Origin of the sequence: Rhodococcus sp. WS3 (genome assembly GCF_003797085.1) — a bacterium.
Taxonomy (GTDB): Bacteria; Actinomycetota; Actinomycetes; order Mycobacteriales; family Mycobacteriaceae; genus Rhodococcus_F; species Rhodococcus_F globerula.
In genome coordinates this window covers 767,249-783,937 of record NZ_RKMA01000003.1, presented here as the reverse complement: position 1 = coordinate 783,937, position 16,689 = coordinate 767,249, and the positions used below count along the sequence as shown (strand labels likewise).

Here is a 16,689-nt window from a genome sequence, read left to right as displayed (position 1 = left end):
GCCCCGGTGCACACGTTGGTTTTTCAGGCCGCTGTTGGCGGTGTGTTCCCGGGAACGGGAACTTGATACGGATCCACGGACATTGGCGGATAGAACCGGGTTTTTCGGTCGTCTCCGATGTCGACTCGCCACTCGGTGTGATGCATCATCCGATGGTGGTGACCGCACAGCAGGATCAGGTTGTCGAGGTCCGTTGGGCCGTCATCGAGCCAGTGGATCAGATGGTGGGCGTCGCACCAGCCTGGCGGGGTGCCGCAACCGGGGAAGGCACATCCGCCGTCCCGAACTGTCAGGGCCCGCCGCTGCGGGACGCTGGCAAGGCGCGCTTTCATGCCGTGATTGAGCGGAACACCGTTGCTATCGAGGAGGATTCGGGTGACCTCGCAGTCGCAGGCCAGCATTCGGGCGGTGTCGAGGCTGATGGGGCCGGCCCAGTTGGTGATCGCGTACCCGAGTTCCTCGGTGGAAGGCAACATGTCTTTGAGGGCCTGAAGATCGGTCATGTCTTTTGCGGTGGCGGTGATCGTCAGGTGCGGTTTCACGCCGCCTTCGACGGGACCGAGACCCGCGGCTTCGTAGCGGCGCAGCATTTCACAGAATCCGTCGGCGCGTCGAAGTGCCGGGGTGCGTTCGTCTTTCACGCCGTCCTTCTCCGGGGTGGGCGCCGAGAGGGCGGACAGTAGTGCGATGAGACGGGCGCCGTTGACGGCGTCGAGGTCACCTTTCACGCTGACTCGCCCGTACAAACCACGGGAGGCGTAGAACTCGTTGAGCTCGGAATCTTCACCGGCCGGCACTCCGTCGGCACGGTTGCCGTACTGCTTCTGAATCCGCCGGATCGCGGCGCGGACGGAATCGCAGTCGGTGACCTTTTTCGAGGCGAGGGTCAGGAGGATCTCGCGGGCTTTCTCGACGTCGGCGAGGCTCATGTTCTTGGGCGGGTGCTGGCAGAAGTGGGCGACCTGACGCGCTTTCAACGCGTCGATGTCACCGTCGTGAAAAGATTGTCCGACAACAGGTTCGAGCATGAACAACCGCGCCAGGCCCACCAACTGGCCGCATTCACCGATCTCGAGATTCGTGGACAGGTGCAGCCACTGCGCGATGGCCCGGAATCCTTTGCCGCCGAGTGTGTCGCGGGTGAACATTTCCGTGATCATCACGACCATGCGGGACTGCATTTGGTGCCGGGCGCGCGCGAGGTCGAGTACCTCGGTCTTGAGGCCCCCGCCGTCGTATTGCCACGCCTCCCGACTGTCCATGAACTAATTTTAGTCGAACATAATTTCGATTCCTAGGGACATATCGGACAGGTTTGACGGAGATTTGATCGAAAACCATGTATTTGCACTGCTATTCAGCTCTTCGGCGGGAATCGATAAGTTCAAAAGCTTGATCGGATAATGTTGTCGGTGAATCCGCGAGCGAATCAACCCCCGTGAAACGGAGTCACCAATACGCAGGGCACGGCGCGGGTACTCTCCGAGTCCAAGGCGTTGAGCACGTGCCCTGTCGCAACCCGTGATGCCGCAATGGCAAGATGGTCCGAGAAGTCCAGCGAACATTCATCCTGCACAAAGATATTCGTAGCATTAGGAGCCTCGGCATATCCACTGGTGTACGGGATCACCAGTTGGTCGTACCGGGTCATGATGTTGGTGTACGTTACGCTTGGCGCGTAGAGGCCTGCATAACTCCCTGCGTCACTCGCCCACAGTTTCGCCAGGAAATCTGACGCCGGAAGCCCTTGTGGGCAACCAGCGCAGAACGGAATCAAAGTCCGTGCGTCGTCGGGGGCCAAATCAAGGATCCACTGGCCGTCGCCGTTCGGACCAGTACCCAGAGTTCCCCTCCAGGCTGGACCCAGTGATACAAATTTATCCACAACGTGCGCTCCGCCAAAGTATTTGACGTAATAGTTGCCAACGAGGGTGCCCTCGGAAACGCCAACAATGCTGACCTTCTGCGCGCCTGTGGCAGTGCGAACACGCTCGACGAATTCCCCAACCTCTGCGGCGCTGTCCTCGAGTCGTCCCAGGCCGCCCACCGAATCGAACGGCGCCGGTAGGCTCGCGTTTTCCCCGAACGTCGGCGCAAAAACGCAGTATCCCTCGTTGGCTAGCAACGGTGAGATTGTGGTGAACATATTGAACCGGTTGGCACCCAATCCGTGTAGAAGAACCACAGGCTCTGGATGTGCGGCCGAAGGTACACAGTTCCAATCATTCGAGCCCGCCGCGGATCCGTATGGATCGCGGACCGAGTCCTGAACGAAGAGGTCATAGGGAACGGGATACTGAGGCTCAGCTGTCGCAGTGGCACGGGATGAGCCGATCAGTAGTGCCAGGCCAGCCACCACAACCAGCATGGATCGAAACGCCGACATGCTCACCTCCGGCAATAGCGGACAATTGAATTCACGCTAACTGCCTTTGGTTGACAATGCGGAGGAATGATCAATACGTCTGGGTTATGGAATGACCTTGGTTTCTATGGGGTACGTGGCGTTTGCGACCCTCGCGTCATCGGTAACGGTGGCGGGGGAGGGTCTGTCGTGTCGATGTCGTCCGGCGCGAGACGCGACAGTTCTCCGGCGATACGTTATTGATGGCCGCCGCGTAGCCCGTCGAGCATCAGGTCGAACACCGCGGAAGCGCGGCTGTCGAGCTCGACGGCGTCGATCCCGAGGTCGCGGGCGATACTCTCACGAAATATGCCGTATCCGAGATACGTTGCAGCACTGAGCGCGTGCATCACATCGCCGTCCGCGTCGGCAGGGAGTTCGCCCGTCTTCTTGTCCCGTTCGAGCGCAATACGAGTGGCGTCGAGACCCGGGAAGATCTGAAAGTCAGGATCCTCGTCGAGGGCGAGGAGCGCCTCGAGCTTGACGAAATCGCGCTTGGACAGGGCGATCTGCCACATGGCCCGGCGACGGTCTGCAAATGGTTGGTCCCAGTGCGTTTTCGGGTCCGGGCGATTGCCTTCGAGTAGTCGCATAATCGCGGCGCGCAGCAGTCCTCGGCGGGTGCCGAAGTAGTGATAGATCTGCCCGTGGTTGACCCCGGCCTCTTTAGCGACCTCGCGCAGCGTGATTCCTGCCAGAACGCCATCGCGCTTGAGCAGTCGCAGCACTGCGTCGATCAGCTCGTTCTCGGTTTCTTCTCTGGTGCCTCGTGGGCGCCGGATGGGGGTCGAAGCATCTCTTTCGGACATGTTCTCCATGCTCCCAGCCTTCCTCGAAGCGTTCACGAGCACCGCTTGCCGTGACTCACTTCACAAGATACAGTCCACACCTACCAAACGTTAATAACGAACCGTTAATAGGTGGAACATGACCGAAACTGCGCTACCCCTCAAGGGAATCCGCGTCCTGGATATGGCAACGGTCCTGGCTGCGCCAGTGACCGCCACGTACCTCGGCGACTTCGGCGCCGAGGTCGTCAAGATCGAGGAACCCGGCACAGGTGACTTCATTCGTGGAGGCGGCGAGAGTAATTCCCTGCGATCACTGCAGTGGGTGCAAGAAGGACGAAACAAGAAATCGGTGACCGTCGACCTGCGCACCGAGCGGGGTCGTCAGCTGATCCGTGGGATGCTCCCGCATTTCGACGTGATCGTGACGAACTACCGTCCCCCCACACTGGAAAAGTGGGGATTGAGTCCCGAGACGATGGCCGAGATCAACCCCCGCGCCATCATTGTGTGCATCACCGGCTACGGCCTGACCGGGCCATATCGCGACCGGGGCGCATTCGATCGCATCGCGAGCGCATTCTCCGGACTGACCTACGTCACCGGAGAACCCGAGCGAGACCCGGTGCGGTCCGGCTACTCGGTGATCGATTACATGTCCGCATATCTCGCCGCGTTCGCTGCCGTAACCGCCCTGTATCACCGCGACCAGCACGGTGGCCCCGGACAGATCATCGACCTAGGCCTGTACGAAGCAGGGTTCCGCGCGTGCGAGAACGCACTGCTGACCTACGGCGCTGAAGGACATGTACGTGAACGCGCCGGCAACCGCAATCTCGGCATCGTGCCGGCCAGTGACTTCGACACGGCCGACGGTCGCCGCATATCACTGCACGCCGGCACCGACGCCCTCTTTCGCAAGTTCGCCACGGTGATCGGCCAACCCCACCTCGCGACCGATCGACGGTTTGCCACGAGAGCGGACCGAGTCGCGAACCAACAGCACTTGTATCCGATCATCGCCGAATGGGTCGCTGGCCAGACTGCCGACGGCGCAGTCAAGTTACTCAGCGACGCTGATGTGCCTGCGGCGCCGCTCATGAGCATCGCCGATATCGCGTCCGACCCGCACTATCGCGAACGCGGCACCATCGTGACCGTCGACGACATCGAATACGGCGAGCTGCCGATGGCCGCTCCCTTTCCCAAAATGAGCGCCACCCCGGGCACGATTCGCACTCTGGGGCCAGGCCTCGGGGAACACACCGACGAGATTCTGGCCCAGCTTCTACACCTGGACGACAGTGAGCTCGCTGGCTTGCGCGCCGACGGAGTCATCTGACGTCTGCGTCGAATTCTCGTAACCCACTGCCTTACAAGCTTATTCGATCACCGAAATGAACGACGCACAGAAAGTTGGTTCGATGTCCCCCATCTCCACCGTCCCTGACACCCTGAGGGTGATCAATCCGGCCACCGAGGAGGTTGCAGCCGAGCTCACAATTGACGGCGCGGACGAATGCGCTGCCGCCGTCGACCGCGCAACCGAGGCGCAGCGGGTGTGGGCTGCGATGGCCGGTGAACAGCGCAGCGAGCTGTTGTGGCGCTGGGCCCAACTGGTCGAGGACGACTGCGCCGAGCTCGGACGGCTCGATACCGAGGACACCGGCAAAGTGCTCTCCGATGCACGTGCTCAGGCCCGCCGTGGCGCCCGCCACGCCCGGTACTGGGCAGGCAAGGCAGACAAGCTTGTCGGTCAGCAGTTCGGCGATGTGCCCGGCCAGTTCTCCTACACGCGGCTCGAGGCCCTCGGTACCTATGTGGTGGTGCTGCCGTGGAACGCGCCGGCTCATTCGTTCATGGCGCGGGCCTGTCCACCTCTTGCCTGCGGTAACTCCGTCATTGTCAAGCCGTCAGAGCTCTCCCCGCGCTCAGCGATCCGGTTGGCCGAACTTGCCGTACAGGCGGGCATACCGACCGGCGTTCTCCAGGTGGTCGTCGGAGGCGGCGCCACCGGCGGCGCCCTGTGCTCGGACCCGGACGTGGCCGGGATTTCGTTCACAGGGTCCGTCCCGACCGGACAGCACATCGCCCGCGCGGCCGCCGATACATTCAAAAAGCTCACCCTCGAGATGGGCGGAAAATCGCCGATCATCGTATTCGACGACGCAGACCTCGACTCGGCTGCTCGCGCAACGGTCCTCGGCATCTTGAACAACGCAGGCCAGGTGTGCGCCGCCGGCAGTCGGCTCCTCGTCCATGCTTCTATCGCGAAGGATTTCGTGGCAGAAGTGGCCGCGCGTATGAGCAAGGTGCGTGTCGGTGATCCACTCGATCCGCAAACACAGGTCGGCCCCGTCGTCAGCAGCGGTCAGCACGAAAAGATCCTCGGATTCCTTGACACCGCGCGCAGCGAAGGAGCGCGGATCGTGCTCGGCGGCGACCGGGTGACAACACAGCAACGTGGGTTCTACATCGCCCCGACGCTGATCGACCAAGTCGACCCTGCGATGACAGTCGCGAGCCAAGAGATCTTCGGTCCGGTGCTCAGCGTGCTGACCTTCGAGACCGAGGCGCAGGCACTCGAACTCGCGAACGCCACAGAATTCGGGCTCTCGTCCTATGTGTGGACCCGCGACCTGGGTCGGATGATCCGGATGAGCGAGGGAATCGAAGCCGGTGTCGTGCACGGTAATTCGAATCTCATGCTGGACTCGGGGCTGCCGTTCGGCGGTTTCAAACAGAGCGGTCTCGGTGGCGCCTATGGCGATGATGCGGTCTCTGGCTGCACCCGAACAAAACGCGTCACGCTTCGTACCGCCAATACCCCCCTGCCCGGGCCGTGGCCGGGAATCTGACGTCATCCCTCCCACCCCAACTTTGGAGACCACTCATGCCAATGAACACCCGCATCATCGTCCAAGACGCGACCGACGGCCCCCTCGCTCTACGCGAGGTGACGCTGCCCGACCCCGGCCCGCATGACGTTCTCGTGCAGATCCATGCCACCGGCGTGTGCCAAAGCCAGCTGTTCTGGATGCACGCCGATCACGCCGAACCGATGTTGTTCGGACATGAGGGGTACGGCACCGTCCTCGCCACCGGATCCGCCGTCACCCACATCGCGGCCGGCGAGGCCGCGATGATCACGTGGGTGCCCCGCACCGACGACCGCATTCCCACCCGCGCTTCGATCGATCTTCCCGACGGACGCACAGCTCACTCACCCAACGTCTACACCTGGGCCGAACACGCACTGGTCGACGAACTGTATGTAATGCCGTTACCTCCCGAATCGCGTGAGGACGTCGTCTCGGTTGTCGGCTGTGCGGTTGTCACCGGTGCGGGCGCCCTCTGCAATGCTGCCCCCGTCGAACCCGGCAACACGGTCGCGGTGTTCGGCGCCGGTGGAGTCGGCCTGTCCGCCGTCGCCGCTGCATCGATCCGTGGCGCGTCACGCATCGTTGCAGTCGATCTCGATGCCGAAAAGCTCGCCTTCGCCAAACAATTCGGAGCCACCGACACCATCGATGCTTCGGTGACGGACAACCCCGCCGCAGCTATCGTCGAACTGACGGGAGGGGTCGACATCGCCGTGGACTGCGTCGGGCTCACCTCCACCACCGTGCAAGCCCTCGACAGTGTGCGCGCCGGTCGAGTCGGCGGTCGGCGAGGTGGCACGGTAGTCCTCGTCGGACTCCCCAAGGGCCTCACCGAACTCAACCTCGCCGGTCTCATCGGCGGTCAGAAGCAACTTGTCGGAACCACCGCAGGCGGCTGCGGCCAAGACGACATCGGGACGTTCCTCGACTGGCACACCGAAGGCCTGCTCGATCTCAACACGCTCGTCACCAACCGCTACATCCTCGAGGACATCGACCGAGCTGTCAGTGACCTCGCAGCCGGCAGAGTTCTCGGCCGCGCAATAGTCACGATGTGACGGGCGTTCAGAACCAGGTGTCATCACCGCCAAATTCCCTGTCGCTCCGCGACTTTCGAAAAGAAGGTTAGAAAAAGATGAGACGACCGTCTCTTGCACGTGCAGGCACCATGTTCACTGCGTTGGCAGCTACCGTGGTGCTGCTTTCCGGATGTGCCGCTACCACTGATTCGGCGACCGATGCGTCCGGTGTGACGTCCGGCCTGGTCGGCAAACAACCAGACGGCGGCGAACCTACCTCCGGTGGCACGCTGTCCTATGCCACGCTCTCCGGAATCAGCAGCCTGGACCCGGTCAACCGCCAGGACAGCGGGGCAACCGGAGGTAGTGAGATGGCCGCCATCTACGACCTGTTGATTCGCTACGACACGGACGCCAAGGAATACAAGCCCCAGTTGGCGCAGTCTCTGGCAGTGAATGGCGACAACACCGTCTGGACATTGAAGCTGCGACCCGATGCGAAATTCAGCGACGGTACCCCTCTCGATGCGGACGCGGTGCAATGGAGCATCAATCGCTACCTGGAGAAGAACGGTCTGCAGACACAGGTATGGAAGGCTTCCGTCGCAGACATGACATCACCGGACCCGGCGACGGTGGTCTTCACCCTGAAGCAGCCCTGGAACGAGTTCCCGATCATGTTCACCACCGGACCGGGCATGATCGTCGCGCCCTCGTCCATGGCGACCGGGACGTTCACCCCTGTCGGTGCAGGGCCGTTCACCGTGGAAAAGTTTGCATCCCAGGAAGAATTGGTTCTCGCGGCGAGTTCGACTTACTGGAACGGACAACCTCGCCTGGCGAAGTTGCGCTTCCCGGTTATCCAGGGCGAACAAGCCAAACTCGAAGCGCTCCACAGTGGCGGCATCGACGCAGCGTACGTTCGACGATCAGAGGCCGTCCACAACGCACTGGCTGCCGGCGACATCGGCTACATCCACACCGTCAGTCTGGGAACCATCGGTCTGATCAACCAGCGAGAGGGCCGCGCAGCATCCGACGAGCGAGTGCGCAAGGCGATCGTTGCCGCGATCAACCCCGCCGTCTACAACGAGCGGGCCGAGGACGGCTACGGCATGCCCGGTAGCGACATGTTCCAGTCGTGGTCCCAGTGGCACGGCACGGTTGCAGCTGCCGGCTACGATCCCGAAGCCGCGAAGAAATACCTCGCCGAGGCCAAAGCCGACGGCTACGACGGCAAGCTCACTTACGTCGGATCGAACAGTGCCGAGACCCAGCGAAATGCCCTCGCCTACCAGTCCATGTTGCAGGCCGTCGGGTTCACCGTCGAAATCTCTTACAGCCCAAGCATTACCGACCTGGTCAAGAGACTGTATGCCGACCACGACTTCGATGTCGCTCACGGGGGATTCAGTGTTCTCGAGGAGTCGCCGTTCGTGAGAATGTACGGCAATTTCCACAGCGAGTCCCCGTCGAACGTACTCGGCTACAAGAACGCGGAGATGGACCAGCTGCTCGCCCAACTGCAGACTGCGCCCAACGACGCCGACCGACTCGCCGTTCTCGAGAAGGTCCAAACCCTCGTCAACGACACGGCGCCCTTGGCCACTATCGGTGCCGGTAAGGTCCTCGTCACGTGGAGAAAGAACGTGCACGAGATCACGCCGAGCGCGGACGGAATCATGCTCTTCGGGAACGCCTGGCTCGCTGCCGATTCCGGGTCGTGAGCATGCCGCCACTTCACCCTTTACCCGCAGTCCGTCGGTTGCCCCCGGACAGGGAACGCCTGAAAGACACACCGCAAGAAATGAACTGGTTCCTGATTGGGATTATCCGAATAGGAACCTGAGCGGCAAGAGCTTGGACCCGGTGTTGCATCGGGTCCAAGCCTCTGGGGCGGTGCCTGAACCTGCTGGTGGCACATCGTCGACATGATTCTTCATGCCGTGTTCACAACGTGCGATATTCCGCAGCAGCAATTCTCGGGTCCGCCGAAGTCGACGGTGTGAGGGCGTCGTGTTTCGGGCGTGATCGGTTGTCGAGATACCGGAACGCCGCGCCGCCGATCGTGACGGCGAAAGTCGCGAGAGCTGCGCCGGCAACAACATCGGTGAGCCAGTGCACGCCCAGGTACAACCGAGTGAGCGCCACGACAAGAGTGACAACGACAGCCACGAGCATCAACAGCCGTTTGACTGAAGGTGTGTGCTGCATCGCAACAAGTAGAACAACGATGCCGATCAATGCCCCAGTGCCCGTTACATGTCCGGAGGGAAAGGAATGATCGGTCTCGAGGAGAACCTGAGAAGCTGTCGGGGGTCGCTCGCGAGCGACTACGGCCTTCATCACGGTGCTCGCCACCGCGGCCGAACCGACGGTGCCGACTACGACGATCCCGGGAATCACCGAGCGGGCCTGCCACGAAAGAACGGCGCCGGCTCCGATCCCGAGAATTGCTGTCGCAACTGGACTTCCGAGATCGGTCACGGCCACTGCAATCTGGTTGAGTCCGTGGCTTCGATGCGCGATCATCCATTCCGTCACAGGGCCGTCGAATCGGGACAACCACCCGTTGTGCATCACGGCAACGGAGAGGGTTACCAGAGCGACTTTCAATCCGGTTGCGCGAATGACGCTCGATCGCAGCGTCGACGCCTGGTAGATCGAACCGAAAGCGAACAGAGCGGAAGCCAAGACGACAGCAGTCACAGCAATTTCTGCGCTGGAGCTTTCGGTCAGCACTTCGGTGACCGCGGTTCGCACGGCCGAGACAGTTGCAGGCATAGCCCGAAGTCTGCCGAGACGATGCTGAAGAAACGCTGAATGCACATTCGGTAACAGTGCGGGATCTGGTCTACTGGTTTCGGTATCGACGGAAATGGAGCCTGTGGTGCGAGTGCTGGTGGTCGAGGACGAGGTGCGCCTGGCTGAGACGATTCGGCGGGGGCTAGTGGCCGAAGGCTTTGTGACCACTGTCGAACACAATGGTGACGACGGGTTTGTCACTGCGTGTAGCAACGAGTTCGACGTGATAGTTCTCGACATCATGCTCCCCGGGAAACACGGTTACGACATTGTGCGTGACCTGCGCGCGCGTGCGGTCTGGACTCCGATCCTCATGTTGTCGGCGAAAGACGGGGAATACGACCTGGCCGACGCATTCGACCTCGGTGCCGACGACTACCTGGTCAAACCTTTTTCCTTTGTCGTGCTTCTCGCGCGCCTGCGCGCTCTGGTACGGCGCGGTGCTCCACAACGCCCGACGGTACTGACCGTTGGCGACCTTGCGCTCGATCCAGCTCGCCACCAAGTGAGCCGGGGTGCAACCGAATTGACGCTCACACCACGCGAGTACAGCGTTCTCGAATTCCTGATGCGTAACAGCGGAGTTGTCGTGACGAAGCGCGAGATCGTCAGATCCGTCTGGGATATCAATTACGAAGGCGACGAAAACATCGTCGAGGTCTACATCGGATACTTGCGTAAGAAGGTTGACGTACCGTTCGGGAAACACAGTATCGAGACGGTGCGAGGTGTCGGGTACCGATTTGTGAGCGAATCGGACTGAAGGTCAGTCTTCGGTCTTCGGGATCACAATCTCGAATCTACTTCCACCACCGAACCTTTCACTCATTGTGATAGTTCCACCATGCGCGGCGGTGATATCCGACGCGATGGCCAATCCCAGGCCGGTGCCGCCACCCTGCCGCGAGCGCGGGGAATCGAGCCTGACGAACCGGTCGAATATTCGCAGACGTTCGGCCTCGGGTATGCCCGGTCCGTCGTCCTCGATCACGATGTGTGCGCCGTCCTTGCTGTGGAAGCAGTGCAGCCACACCTGCGACCCAGCATGTCTGATGGCATTGTCGACGAGGTTGCGCACCAACCGGGTCAGCGAACGTGGGTCACCGCTGACTCGAACCGGCGCAATCTCCACTGTCACTGTGAGGCTCGAGATCCCGGCGATTCGGGTCTTTTCGGTGAGAAGGATGTCATCCAAATCGACATCGACTACGGCCCATGGGTGTTCGGCGTTGCTCTCGTCGGAACGGGCAAGTGTCAGAAGGTCGTCGATGAGTTGGCGCATTCGACGGGCCTCGGGCAGCAATGCATCTTCGATCAAGGCATCGTCGAGTAGTTCGGGGCGTCGATGTGCAAGTTCGAGAGCAGTTGTGATGGTGGACAACGGGCTTCGAAGTTCGTGGGAGGCGTCGCTGACAAACCGTTGCTGTGCTTGTGCGCCTTCGTCGAGGCGGGCCAACATGTCGTTCATTGTCCTTGCGAGGCGGGCAATCTCGTCGTTTCCCGACGGAACTGGCACTCGTTCGCCGCGGCTTCCGCTCGAGATCGACGCCACCCTGGATCGAATACGTTCCACGGGGGCCAGTGCTGAACCCACGAGGCGGTACGTCGCGAAAGCGGCCAACCCGAGAACAAACGGTCCCACCACCGCCAAAAGTATTGCCACAGCGGTCACTACGGATTCGACGGGTTCTCGGTCCGCCCCGACAAAGACGGTGACAGGCCCGGTAGGTGTCGCGACGCCGCGGCCGATAAGCCAGTAGTCGCCGTTGTCGTCCACTTCGACGCGACCGAGCGACGCAGCGTCTCCGGGTTCGAGCGTCTTTTGGGAAAGTCGTTGGTTTCCGGTACCGGGGGACTGCACCAGAACTCGATGATCCGGACCGACGATCTGAACGATCCCGACCTGGCTGTCCGTCGAGAGCAAGGACGGATCGAGATCGGCTGCGCTTTCCGCTGTGAGTTCCTGTACGAGTTGAGTGGCGCGAGTGTCCGCGGTGTCCTGCGCCGACAGTTGAAGCGAGTGTGCGAGAAGAAGTATGAGCGCGCACCCCGCTGCTACCAGGCAGAACGCTATGACCAGCGTCGACGCCACAGTCGAGCGGATACGAACACTCCACTGTGAGGGATGGAGAATCGACGACGCGAAGTTCATGCCGTCCAGTCTCGCCCAGGGAAGGAAGTATGCAAGATCCTTCTCAGCATCCTTTCAACTGAGGATCACTTATCGTGTGGTGTCGTTGGTGTCCGATAGTCGGGGGATTGCAATGGGAAACGTGCCAAGTGGTTCGCAAGACCTTCGTGTGGTCGGTGAGATTCAGGTGGACGAAGACGGCTTCTTCGCGTTGGTGAACGCTTCGACCTACGAGGGTTTTGTGGACGAGGACTGGAGCCTGCCGCAACTGTTGGAGCATTTTGCGGCCGCGCGTCGGCTCGCGTCGGCATTTGTTGTATTCGTGGGCCCGGAGGCCGATGGCACAGAGGTGAATGTCAGGCTCGGTCACCCGAAACGTGTTCCCGACGACGGCGCATCTGCCCGGATCGATGTTACCGATGGAGTGCTTTTTGTCCCGTCGTTCACGGATCTGACGATGGCGGCCCAGTTCGCGGACAGCGCCGTCGTCGAGCATCCGGAGCGCACCACTCAGGTACACGTTCCGGGTGGAACTTACGAGATCCTTGCTTGGCGAACTGGGGAGTCGTTGCATGTCTCGCTGGAGCGGGTGGGTGAGCAGCATCTTGCTGTACCGACAGATCAGTGGGATGGCACGGTTGCGTGGTTTTCCGCACAACTCGGAAATTAGCTTGATTGAATCGAAAAATGTTTTAGGAGAGAGTGATTCGTCGCTAGGTTTCGAGGTGGCGTAGGGAGCTGTCGAGCGTGCTCATGAGTTGGGCAAGCCTGTTCTTCCCTATCGGGGCAGTCGGGTATCGCCCGAGGACGTCGACCAGCACAGAGGTCGCGCGATCGCAGGTCGACTTTATGGACTGTGCTGCGGCGGCTTCATCGCCGCCCGCCTCGAGTTCGGCTACTCGGGCGGCACACGCCGCCGCTCGCAAGATGTGGCCGACTTGCGTCGCTCTCGCGATGGGGTGCAGGTAGGCAGCAGCTGCGGCGTCACCGCAGGCCCGTGCCGCGAGCTGCCCGGCCTCGCTCGTGATCTCCTGTGCAGCCCGGTGTGCATCGAGGGCGGCGACGCGCTGCAAGATCGTTCTCGGCGCTCCGTCGGCGAAAGCCCGTGCGGCGTCGAGTGCAGCTCGCGGGCGTGGGTCGTCGGGTGCTTCGGCCTCGAAATAGGGCAGTAGCTGTTGAGCGCTTTCGGCGGCGAACCTTGCCACTGTGCGTAACTCGTCTGCCGTCAATGGGAAGTCGCTGTGTGCCTGTGTCATCGCTTCGATTCTCTCAGGTGGCTTTCCAGACCGTAATGCTACTGATCGAGAACCCGCTGACACCCGATTGCCCGTACCGACTACCGTCGAGGTGTGCGCTCAGAATCTCGTCGATCGAACATCCAGACTTTCCACGTCATGGACGTGTGGAAAGCTGCCACCGAACGTCAGCGGACTCATGGTGACGTCCTGACGCTGGCGGCCGGCCAGCCGTCGACGCCCGCGCCCACCCCGGTGCTGGCCGCAACGCGCGAGATCCTCGGCACAGAACTGTTGGGATACACCGAGACGTTCGGCATCCTTCCGCTTCGTGAGGCCATCGCCCGGTACCACGCGCAGAGTTCGGGAATCACCGTCGACGCCGATGACGTCGTTGTCACCACCGGATCTTCGGGTGCATTCACCTTGCTGTTCCTGGCGGCGTTCGACGAGGGCGATACCGTCGTCGTGGCGCGTCCAGGGTACCCGGCCTACCGCAATACGCTTGCGGCGCTGGGATGTAACGTCGTGGAACTCGATTGTGGCCCAGCTACCAGGTACCAGCCGACCGTCGAGATGCTCGACGCGCTGCCGACGCCGCCGGCCGGACTGATCGTTGCCAGCCCCGCCAACCCGACGGGTACCGTCATCGCACCCGAAGAGCTTGCCGCACTGGCGAAGTGGTGCGACAAGAACGGAACATTGCTGATTTCCGACGAGATCTATCACGGCATCGGCTACGGAGACCAGCAGACGTCGAGTGCCTGGGAGACGTCCCGCGAATCCGTAGTCATCGGCTCGGTGTCCAAGTACTTCTCCATGACCGGGTGGCGTCTCGGCTGGATGCTGGTGCCCACTTACCTGCGTCGCCCGCTACAGAGACTGGCGTCGAACATGACCGTGTGCCCGCCCGCAATTTCGCAGTACGCCGCAATCGAAGCGTTCTCGGCGGAAGCGAAGATCGAGCTGGACGGCCACGTCGAGCGGTACGCGCTCAACCGTGAACTTCTGCTGACAGGCCTGCCGAAGCTCGGCATCACCGAACTTGCTCCTGCGGACGGCGCTTTCTACGTGTACGCCGATATCGGGCATCTGTGCGGCGACGAGGGCGCAACTGCCTGGTGCTCGCGGTTGCTGACAGATACCGGAGTTGCGCTTGCGCCGGGAATCGACTTCGACACGGTGCACGGAGATCGGATGGTTCGTCTCTCGTTTGCCGGTGCCACGGCGGATATCGAAGAGGCGCTGCGACGCCTCGAAACGTGGCTCACGTAACAATCAACAGGACGTTCGGGCTGTTTTCCGGTGCCGACACTGCTGCTCCTGGCACGATGGAAACGTGTCGGGAGCCGCAACACCCAAGGGAGCAAAACGCCGCCAAGCGTTGGTGGCGTCTGCTGCTGAACTTTTGCTGGAGGGTGGATTCGACGCGGTTCGTCATCGCGCGGTCGCTGCCAGGGCCGGTCTTCCGCTGGCCTCGACAACCTATTACTTCGACTCACTCGACGATCTCATTGCGTGTGCCGTCGAGTTGAACGGCAACGCGGACATGGATGCCGTGCGCGCCCGGGTTGCCGCGGTGACTCAGCGTCGCCGGGGCCCGGAGTCCACCGTCGACCTGCTGGTGGAGGTGCTACTCGGCGAGGACGAGAAGCGGCCGGAGAGCCGGGAACGTTTGATCGCGCGGTACGAGAGATTTGTGGCGTGCGCCCGCCACCCGGCACTGCGTGAAGTGCAGTTGCGACTTCGCGCGCAACTGGACGAGGCGCTCACCGAGGCATTGGCACGGTCAGGTCGCACCAGCTCGGAAGGGCAGTTGCGACGCCTTGTTGCGATGGTCGACGGCGCCATGATCTCGGCCCTGGGGGAGTACGACCCCGACCCTCGTGGATTGGCGCGCGGAATGCTCCTCGAATCCATCGACGTGATGGCCCCACCTGCGTAGGGGTAACAGCACTGTTCACGCACCGTTAGACTGAGGCCTCGTGAGCCGCATCCCGAATGTCCTTGCCAACCGTTACGCCAGCCCGGAGCTTGCAGCTCTGTGGTCTCCCGAGTACAAGATCGTGCTCGAACGACAGTTGTGGGTGGCGGTGTTGCGGGCACAGGCTGAGCTGGGCATCGACATTCCGGCCGACGCTATTGCCGATTACGAGCGAGTCATCGACAACGTCGATCTTGCGTCCATCGCGGATCGTGAGCGCGTCACCCGCCACGACGTGAAGGCACGTATCGAGGAGTTCAACGCTCTTGCCGGTCACGAGCAGGTTCACAAGGGCATGACCAGCCGCGACCTCACCGAGAACGTCGAGCAGTTGCAGATCGTCCGCTCACTCGAGCACGTCTACAGCCACGGCATCGCCGTCGCCGCCCGTCTGGGTGAGCGCGCTGCCGAGTACTCGTCCATCGTGATGGCCGGACGCTCGCACAACGTCGCAGCTCAGGCGACGACATTGGGCAAGCGTTTTGCTTCCGCAGCCGACGAACTGTTGGTCGGGCTGACCCGTCTGCGTGAGCTGATCGACCGTTACCCGCTGCGCGGAATCAAGGGCCCGATGGGTACGGCTCAGGACATGCTCGACCTTCTGGACGGTGATGCGGCGAAGCTCGAGCAGCTCGAGACGAAGGTTGCCGAGCACCTCGGGTTCACCAACGTTCTCACCAGCGTCGGCCAGATCTACCCGCGCTCGCTCGATCACGACGTCATCTCCGCGCTCGTTCAGGTGGGCGCAGCGCCGTCGTCGTTCGCTCACACCATCCGTCTGATGGCCGGCCACGAACTGGTGACCGAAGGATTCCAGCCGGGCCAGGTCGGCAGCTCCGCGATGCCGCACAAGATGAACACCCGCTCGTGCGAGCGCGTCAACGGCCTACAGGTCATCCTGCGCGGCTACGGGTCCATGGCTGCCGAGATGGCGGGCGCTCAGTGGAACGAAGGCGACGTCTTCTGCTCCGTCATTCGCCGAGTCGCATTGCCTGACGCATTCTTTGCGATCGACGGCATGTTCGAGACGTTCCTGACCGTGCTCGCCGAAATGGGCGCGTACCCGGCCGTCATCGAGAAGGAACTGACCCGCTACCTGCCGTTCCTCGCAACGACGCGTGTACTCATGGCAGCAGTTCGCGCCGGTGTCGGACGTGAGACCGCGCACGAAGCCATCAAGGAAAATGCTGTCGCCGTGGCACTCGCGATGCGTGAAGAGGGCAAGGAACCCGATCTGCTCGATCGCCTCGCTGCGGACGACCGCCTTCCCCTGGATCGCGCTGCCCTCGACGAGGCACTCGCGGACAAGGCGGCCTTCATCGGTGCTGCGTCGGCTCAGGTCGACGCCGTAGTGGCCGAGGTACAGAAGCTTGTCGACGCCAATCCTGAAGCTGCGGCATACGCGCCGTCGCCGATTCTGTAGGGGCTACGCCCCCGTGCG

The 16,689-nt window shown here is 61.9% G+C and carries 15 protein-coding genes; 9 read left to right on the top strand and 6 right to left on the bottom strand.

The genetic code is table 11. From position 1 onward, the window contains the following. Positions 1 to 23: 23 nt before the first annotated feature. The 3 genes from EEB13_RS24860 to EEB13_RS24850 form a co-directional block, all read right to left on the bottom strand. Positions 24 to 1,262 (bottom strand): HNH endonuclease signature motif containing protein, encoded by a 1,239-nt coding sequence (locus tag EEB13_RS24860; RefSeq protein ID WP_141486491.1) that lies wholly within the window; start codon positions 1,260 to 1,262, stop codon positions 24 to 26. A 167-nt stretch (positions 1,263 to 1,429) separates the two neighbouring features. Further along, entirely contained in the window at positions 1,430 to 2,386 is a 957-nt protein-coding gene (locus EEB13_RS24855) for an esterase/lipase family protein (protein WP_052683579.1), read from the bottom strand. Positions 2,387 to 2,601: 215 nt separating this feature from the next. Continuing rightward, positions 2,602 to 3,213 carry a TetR/AcrR family transcriptional regulator gene (locus EEB13_RS24850; protein ID WP_162487754.1) on the bottom strand — a complete coding sequence of 204 codons (612 nt, stop codon included), beginning with the start codon at positions 3,211 to 3,213 and terminating at the stop codon, positions 2,602 to 2,604. 118 nt (positions 3,214 to 3,331) lie between these two features. On the opposite strand from EEB13_RS24850, the gene EEB13_RS24845 reads away from it, so the two are divergent. The 4 genes from EEB13_RS24845 (at position 3,332) to EEB13_RS24830 (ending at position 8,820) form a co-directional block, all read left to right on the top strand. Beyond that, the gene (locus EEB13_RS24845; protein WP_141486490.1) at positions 3,332 to 4,534 is read left to right on the top strand and encodes a CaiB/BaiF CoA transferase family protein; all 1,203 of its coding nucleotides are present in this window, start codon (positions 3,332 to 3,334) and stop codon (positions 4,532 to 4,534) included. 55 nt (positions 4,535 to 4,589) lie between these two features. Further along, positions 4,590 to 6,050 carry an aldehyde dehydrogenase family protein gene (locus EEB13_RS24840; protein ID WP_141486489.1) on the top strand — a complete coding sequence of 487 codons (1,461 nt, stop codon included), beginning with the start codon at positions 4,590 to 4,592 and terminating at the stop codon, positions 6,048 to 6,050. A gap of 35 nt (positions 6,051 to 6,085) precedes the next feature. Next, positions 6,086 to 7,132, top strand: a complete 1,047-nt coding sequence (locus tag EEB13_RS24835; protein ID WP_095888289.1) for a zinc-binding dehydrogenase — start codon at positions 6,086 to 6,088, stop codon at positions 7,130 to 7,132. Positions 7,133 to 7,209: 77 nt separating this feature from the next. Continuing rightward, positions 7,210 to 8,820: an ABC transporter substrate-binding protein gene (locus EEB13_RS24830; RefSeq protein WP_141486488.1), complete on the top strand. Its 1,611-nt coding sequence runs from the start codon at positions 7,210 to 7,212 to the stop codon at positions 8,818 to 8,820. Positions 8,821 to 9,043: 223 nt separating this feature from the next. On the opposite strand, the gene EEB13_RS24825 is transcribed toward EEB13_RS24830, so the two are convergent. Then, complete coding sequence (locus EEB13_RS24825; RefSeq protein WP_141486487.1) at positions 9,044 to 9,877, bottom strand: phosphatase PAP2 family protein; 834 nt, start codon at positions 9,875 to 9,877, stop codon at positions 9,044 to 9,046. Positions 9,878 to 9,983: 106 nt separating this feature from the next. On the opposite strand from EEB13_RS24825, the gene EEB13_RS24820 reads away from it, so the two are divergent. Then, complete coding sequence (locus tag EEB13_RS24820) at positions 9,984 to 10,661, top strand: response regulator transcription factor (RefSeq protein ID WP_033234324.1); 678 nt, start codon at positions 9,984 to 9,986, stop codon at positions 10,659 to 10,661. 3 nt (positions 10,662 to 10,664) lie between these two features. Here the strand turns inward: EEB13_RS24820 and EEB13_RS24815 are convergent, their stop codons facing one another. Beyond that, on the bottom strand, positions 10,665 to 12,050 hold the full coding sequence (locus tag EEB13_RS24815; RefSeq protein ID WP_045068756.1) for a sensor histidine kinase: 1,386 nt from the start codon (positions 12,048 to 12,050) through the stop codon (positions 10,665 to 10,667). Positions 12,051 to 12,171: 121 nt separating this feature from the next. Between EEB13_RS24815 and EEB13_RS24810 the strand changes: the two genes are divergently transcribed. Continuing rightward, a complete protein-coding gene (locus tag EEB13_RS24810; protein WP_162487755.1) occupies positions 12,172 to 12,699 on the top strand; it encodes a hypothetical protein in 528 nt (175 codons plus the stop codon). Positions 12,700 to 12,742: 43 nt separating this feature from the next. Here the strand turns inward: EEB13_RS24810 and EEB13_RS24805 are convergent, their stop codons facing one another. Beyond that, the gene (locus EEB13_RS24805; protein ID WP_141486486.1) at positions 12,743 to 13,285 is read right to left on the bottom strand and encodes a putative immunity protein; all 543 of its coding nucleotides are present in this window, start codon (positions 13,283 to 13,285) and stop codon (positions 12,743 to 12,745) included. Between the two features lie 93 nt (positions 13,286 to 13,378). Here EEB13_RS24805 and EEB13_RS24800 point away from each other — a divergent pair, with 93 nt between their 5' ends. The 3 genes from EEB13_RS24800 to purB all read left to right on the top strand — a co-directional run bounded on the left by EEB13_RS24800 (position 13,379) and on the right by purB (position 16,671). Further along, positions 13,379 to 14,539, top strand: a complete 1,161-nt coding sequence (locus EEB13_RS24800; RefSeq protein ID WP_033233918.1) for a pyridoxal phosphate-dependent aminotransferase — start codon at positions 13,379 to 13,381, stop codon at positions 14,537 to 14,539. A 64-nt stretch (positions 14,540 to 14,603) separates the two neighbouring features. Next, positions 14,604 to 15,209 carry a TetR/AcrR family transcriptional regulator gene (locus tag EEB13_RS24795; RefSeq protein ID WP_141486485.1) on the top strand — a complete coding sequence of 202 codons (606 nt, stop codon included), beginning with the start codon at positions 14,604 to 14,606 and terminating at the stop codon, positions 15,207 to 15,209. A 40-nt stretch (positions 15,210 to 15,249) separates the two neighbouring features. Then, complete coding sequence (gene purB, locus EEB13_RS24790; protein ID WP_116102244.1) at positions 15,250 to 16,671, top strand: adenylosuccinate lyase; 1,422 nt, start codon at positions 15,250 to 15,252, stop codon at positions 16,669 to 16,671. Positions 16,672 to 16,689: the final 18 nt, after the last annotated feature.

Bases quoted from the DNA above. Each gene is read 5' to 3' on its own strand.
- EEB13_RS24860 (WP_141486491.1), bottom strand. From the start codon at position 1,262: ATGGACAGTCGGGAGGCGTGGCAATACGACGGCGGGGGCCTCAAGACC.
- EEB13_RS24835 (WP_095888289.1), top strand. From the start codon at position 6,086: ATGCCAATGAACACCCGCATCATCGTCCAAGACGCGACCGACGGCCCC.
- EEB13_RS24840 (WP_141486489.1), top strand. From the start codon at position 4,590: ATGAACGACGCACAGAAAGTTGGTTCGATGTCCCCCATCTCCACCGTC.
- EEB13_RS24845 (WP_141486490.1), top strand. From the start codon at position 3,332: ATGACCGAAACTGCGCTACCCCTCAAGGGAATCCGCGTCCTGGATATG.
- EEB13_RS24830 (WP_141486488.1), top strand. From the start codon at position 7,210: ATGAGACGACCGTCTCTTGCACGTGCAGGCACCATGTTCACTGCGTTG.
- EEB13_RS24850 (WP_162487754.1), bottom strand. From the start codon at position 3,213: ATGTCCGAAAGAGATGCTTCGACCCCCATCCGGCGCCCACGAGGCACC.
- EEB13_RS24805 (WP_141486486.1), bottom strand. From the start codon at position 13,285: ATGACACAGGCACACAGCGACTTCCCATTGACGGCAGACGAGTTACGC.
- EEB13_RS24855 (WP_052683579.1), bottom strand. From the start codon at position 2,386: ATGTCGGCGTTTCGATCCATGCTGGTTGTGGTGGCTGGCCTGGCACTA.
- EEB13_RS24815 (WP_045068756.1), bottom strand. From the start codon at position 12,050: ATGAACTTCGCGTCGTCGATTCTCCATCCCTCACAGTGGAGTGTTCGT.
- EEB13_RS24825 (WP_141486487.1), bottom strand. From the start codon at position 9,877: ATGCCTGCAACTGTCTCGGCCGTGCGAACCGCGGTCACCGAAGTGCTG.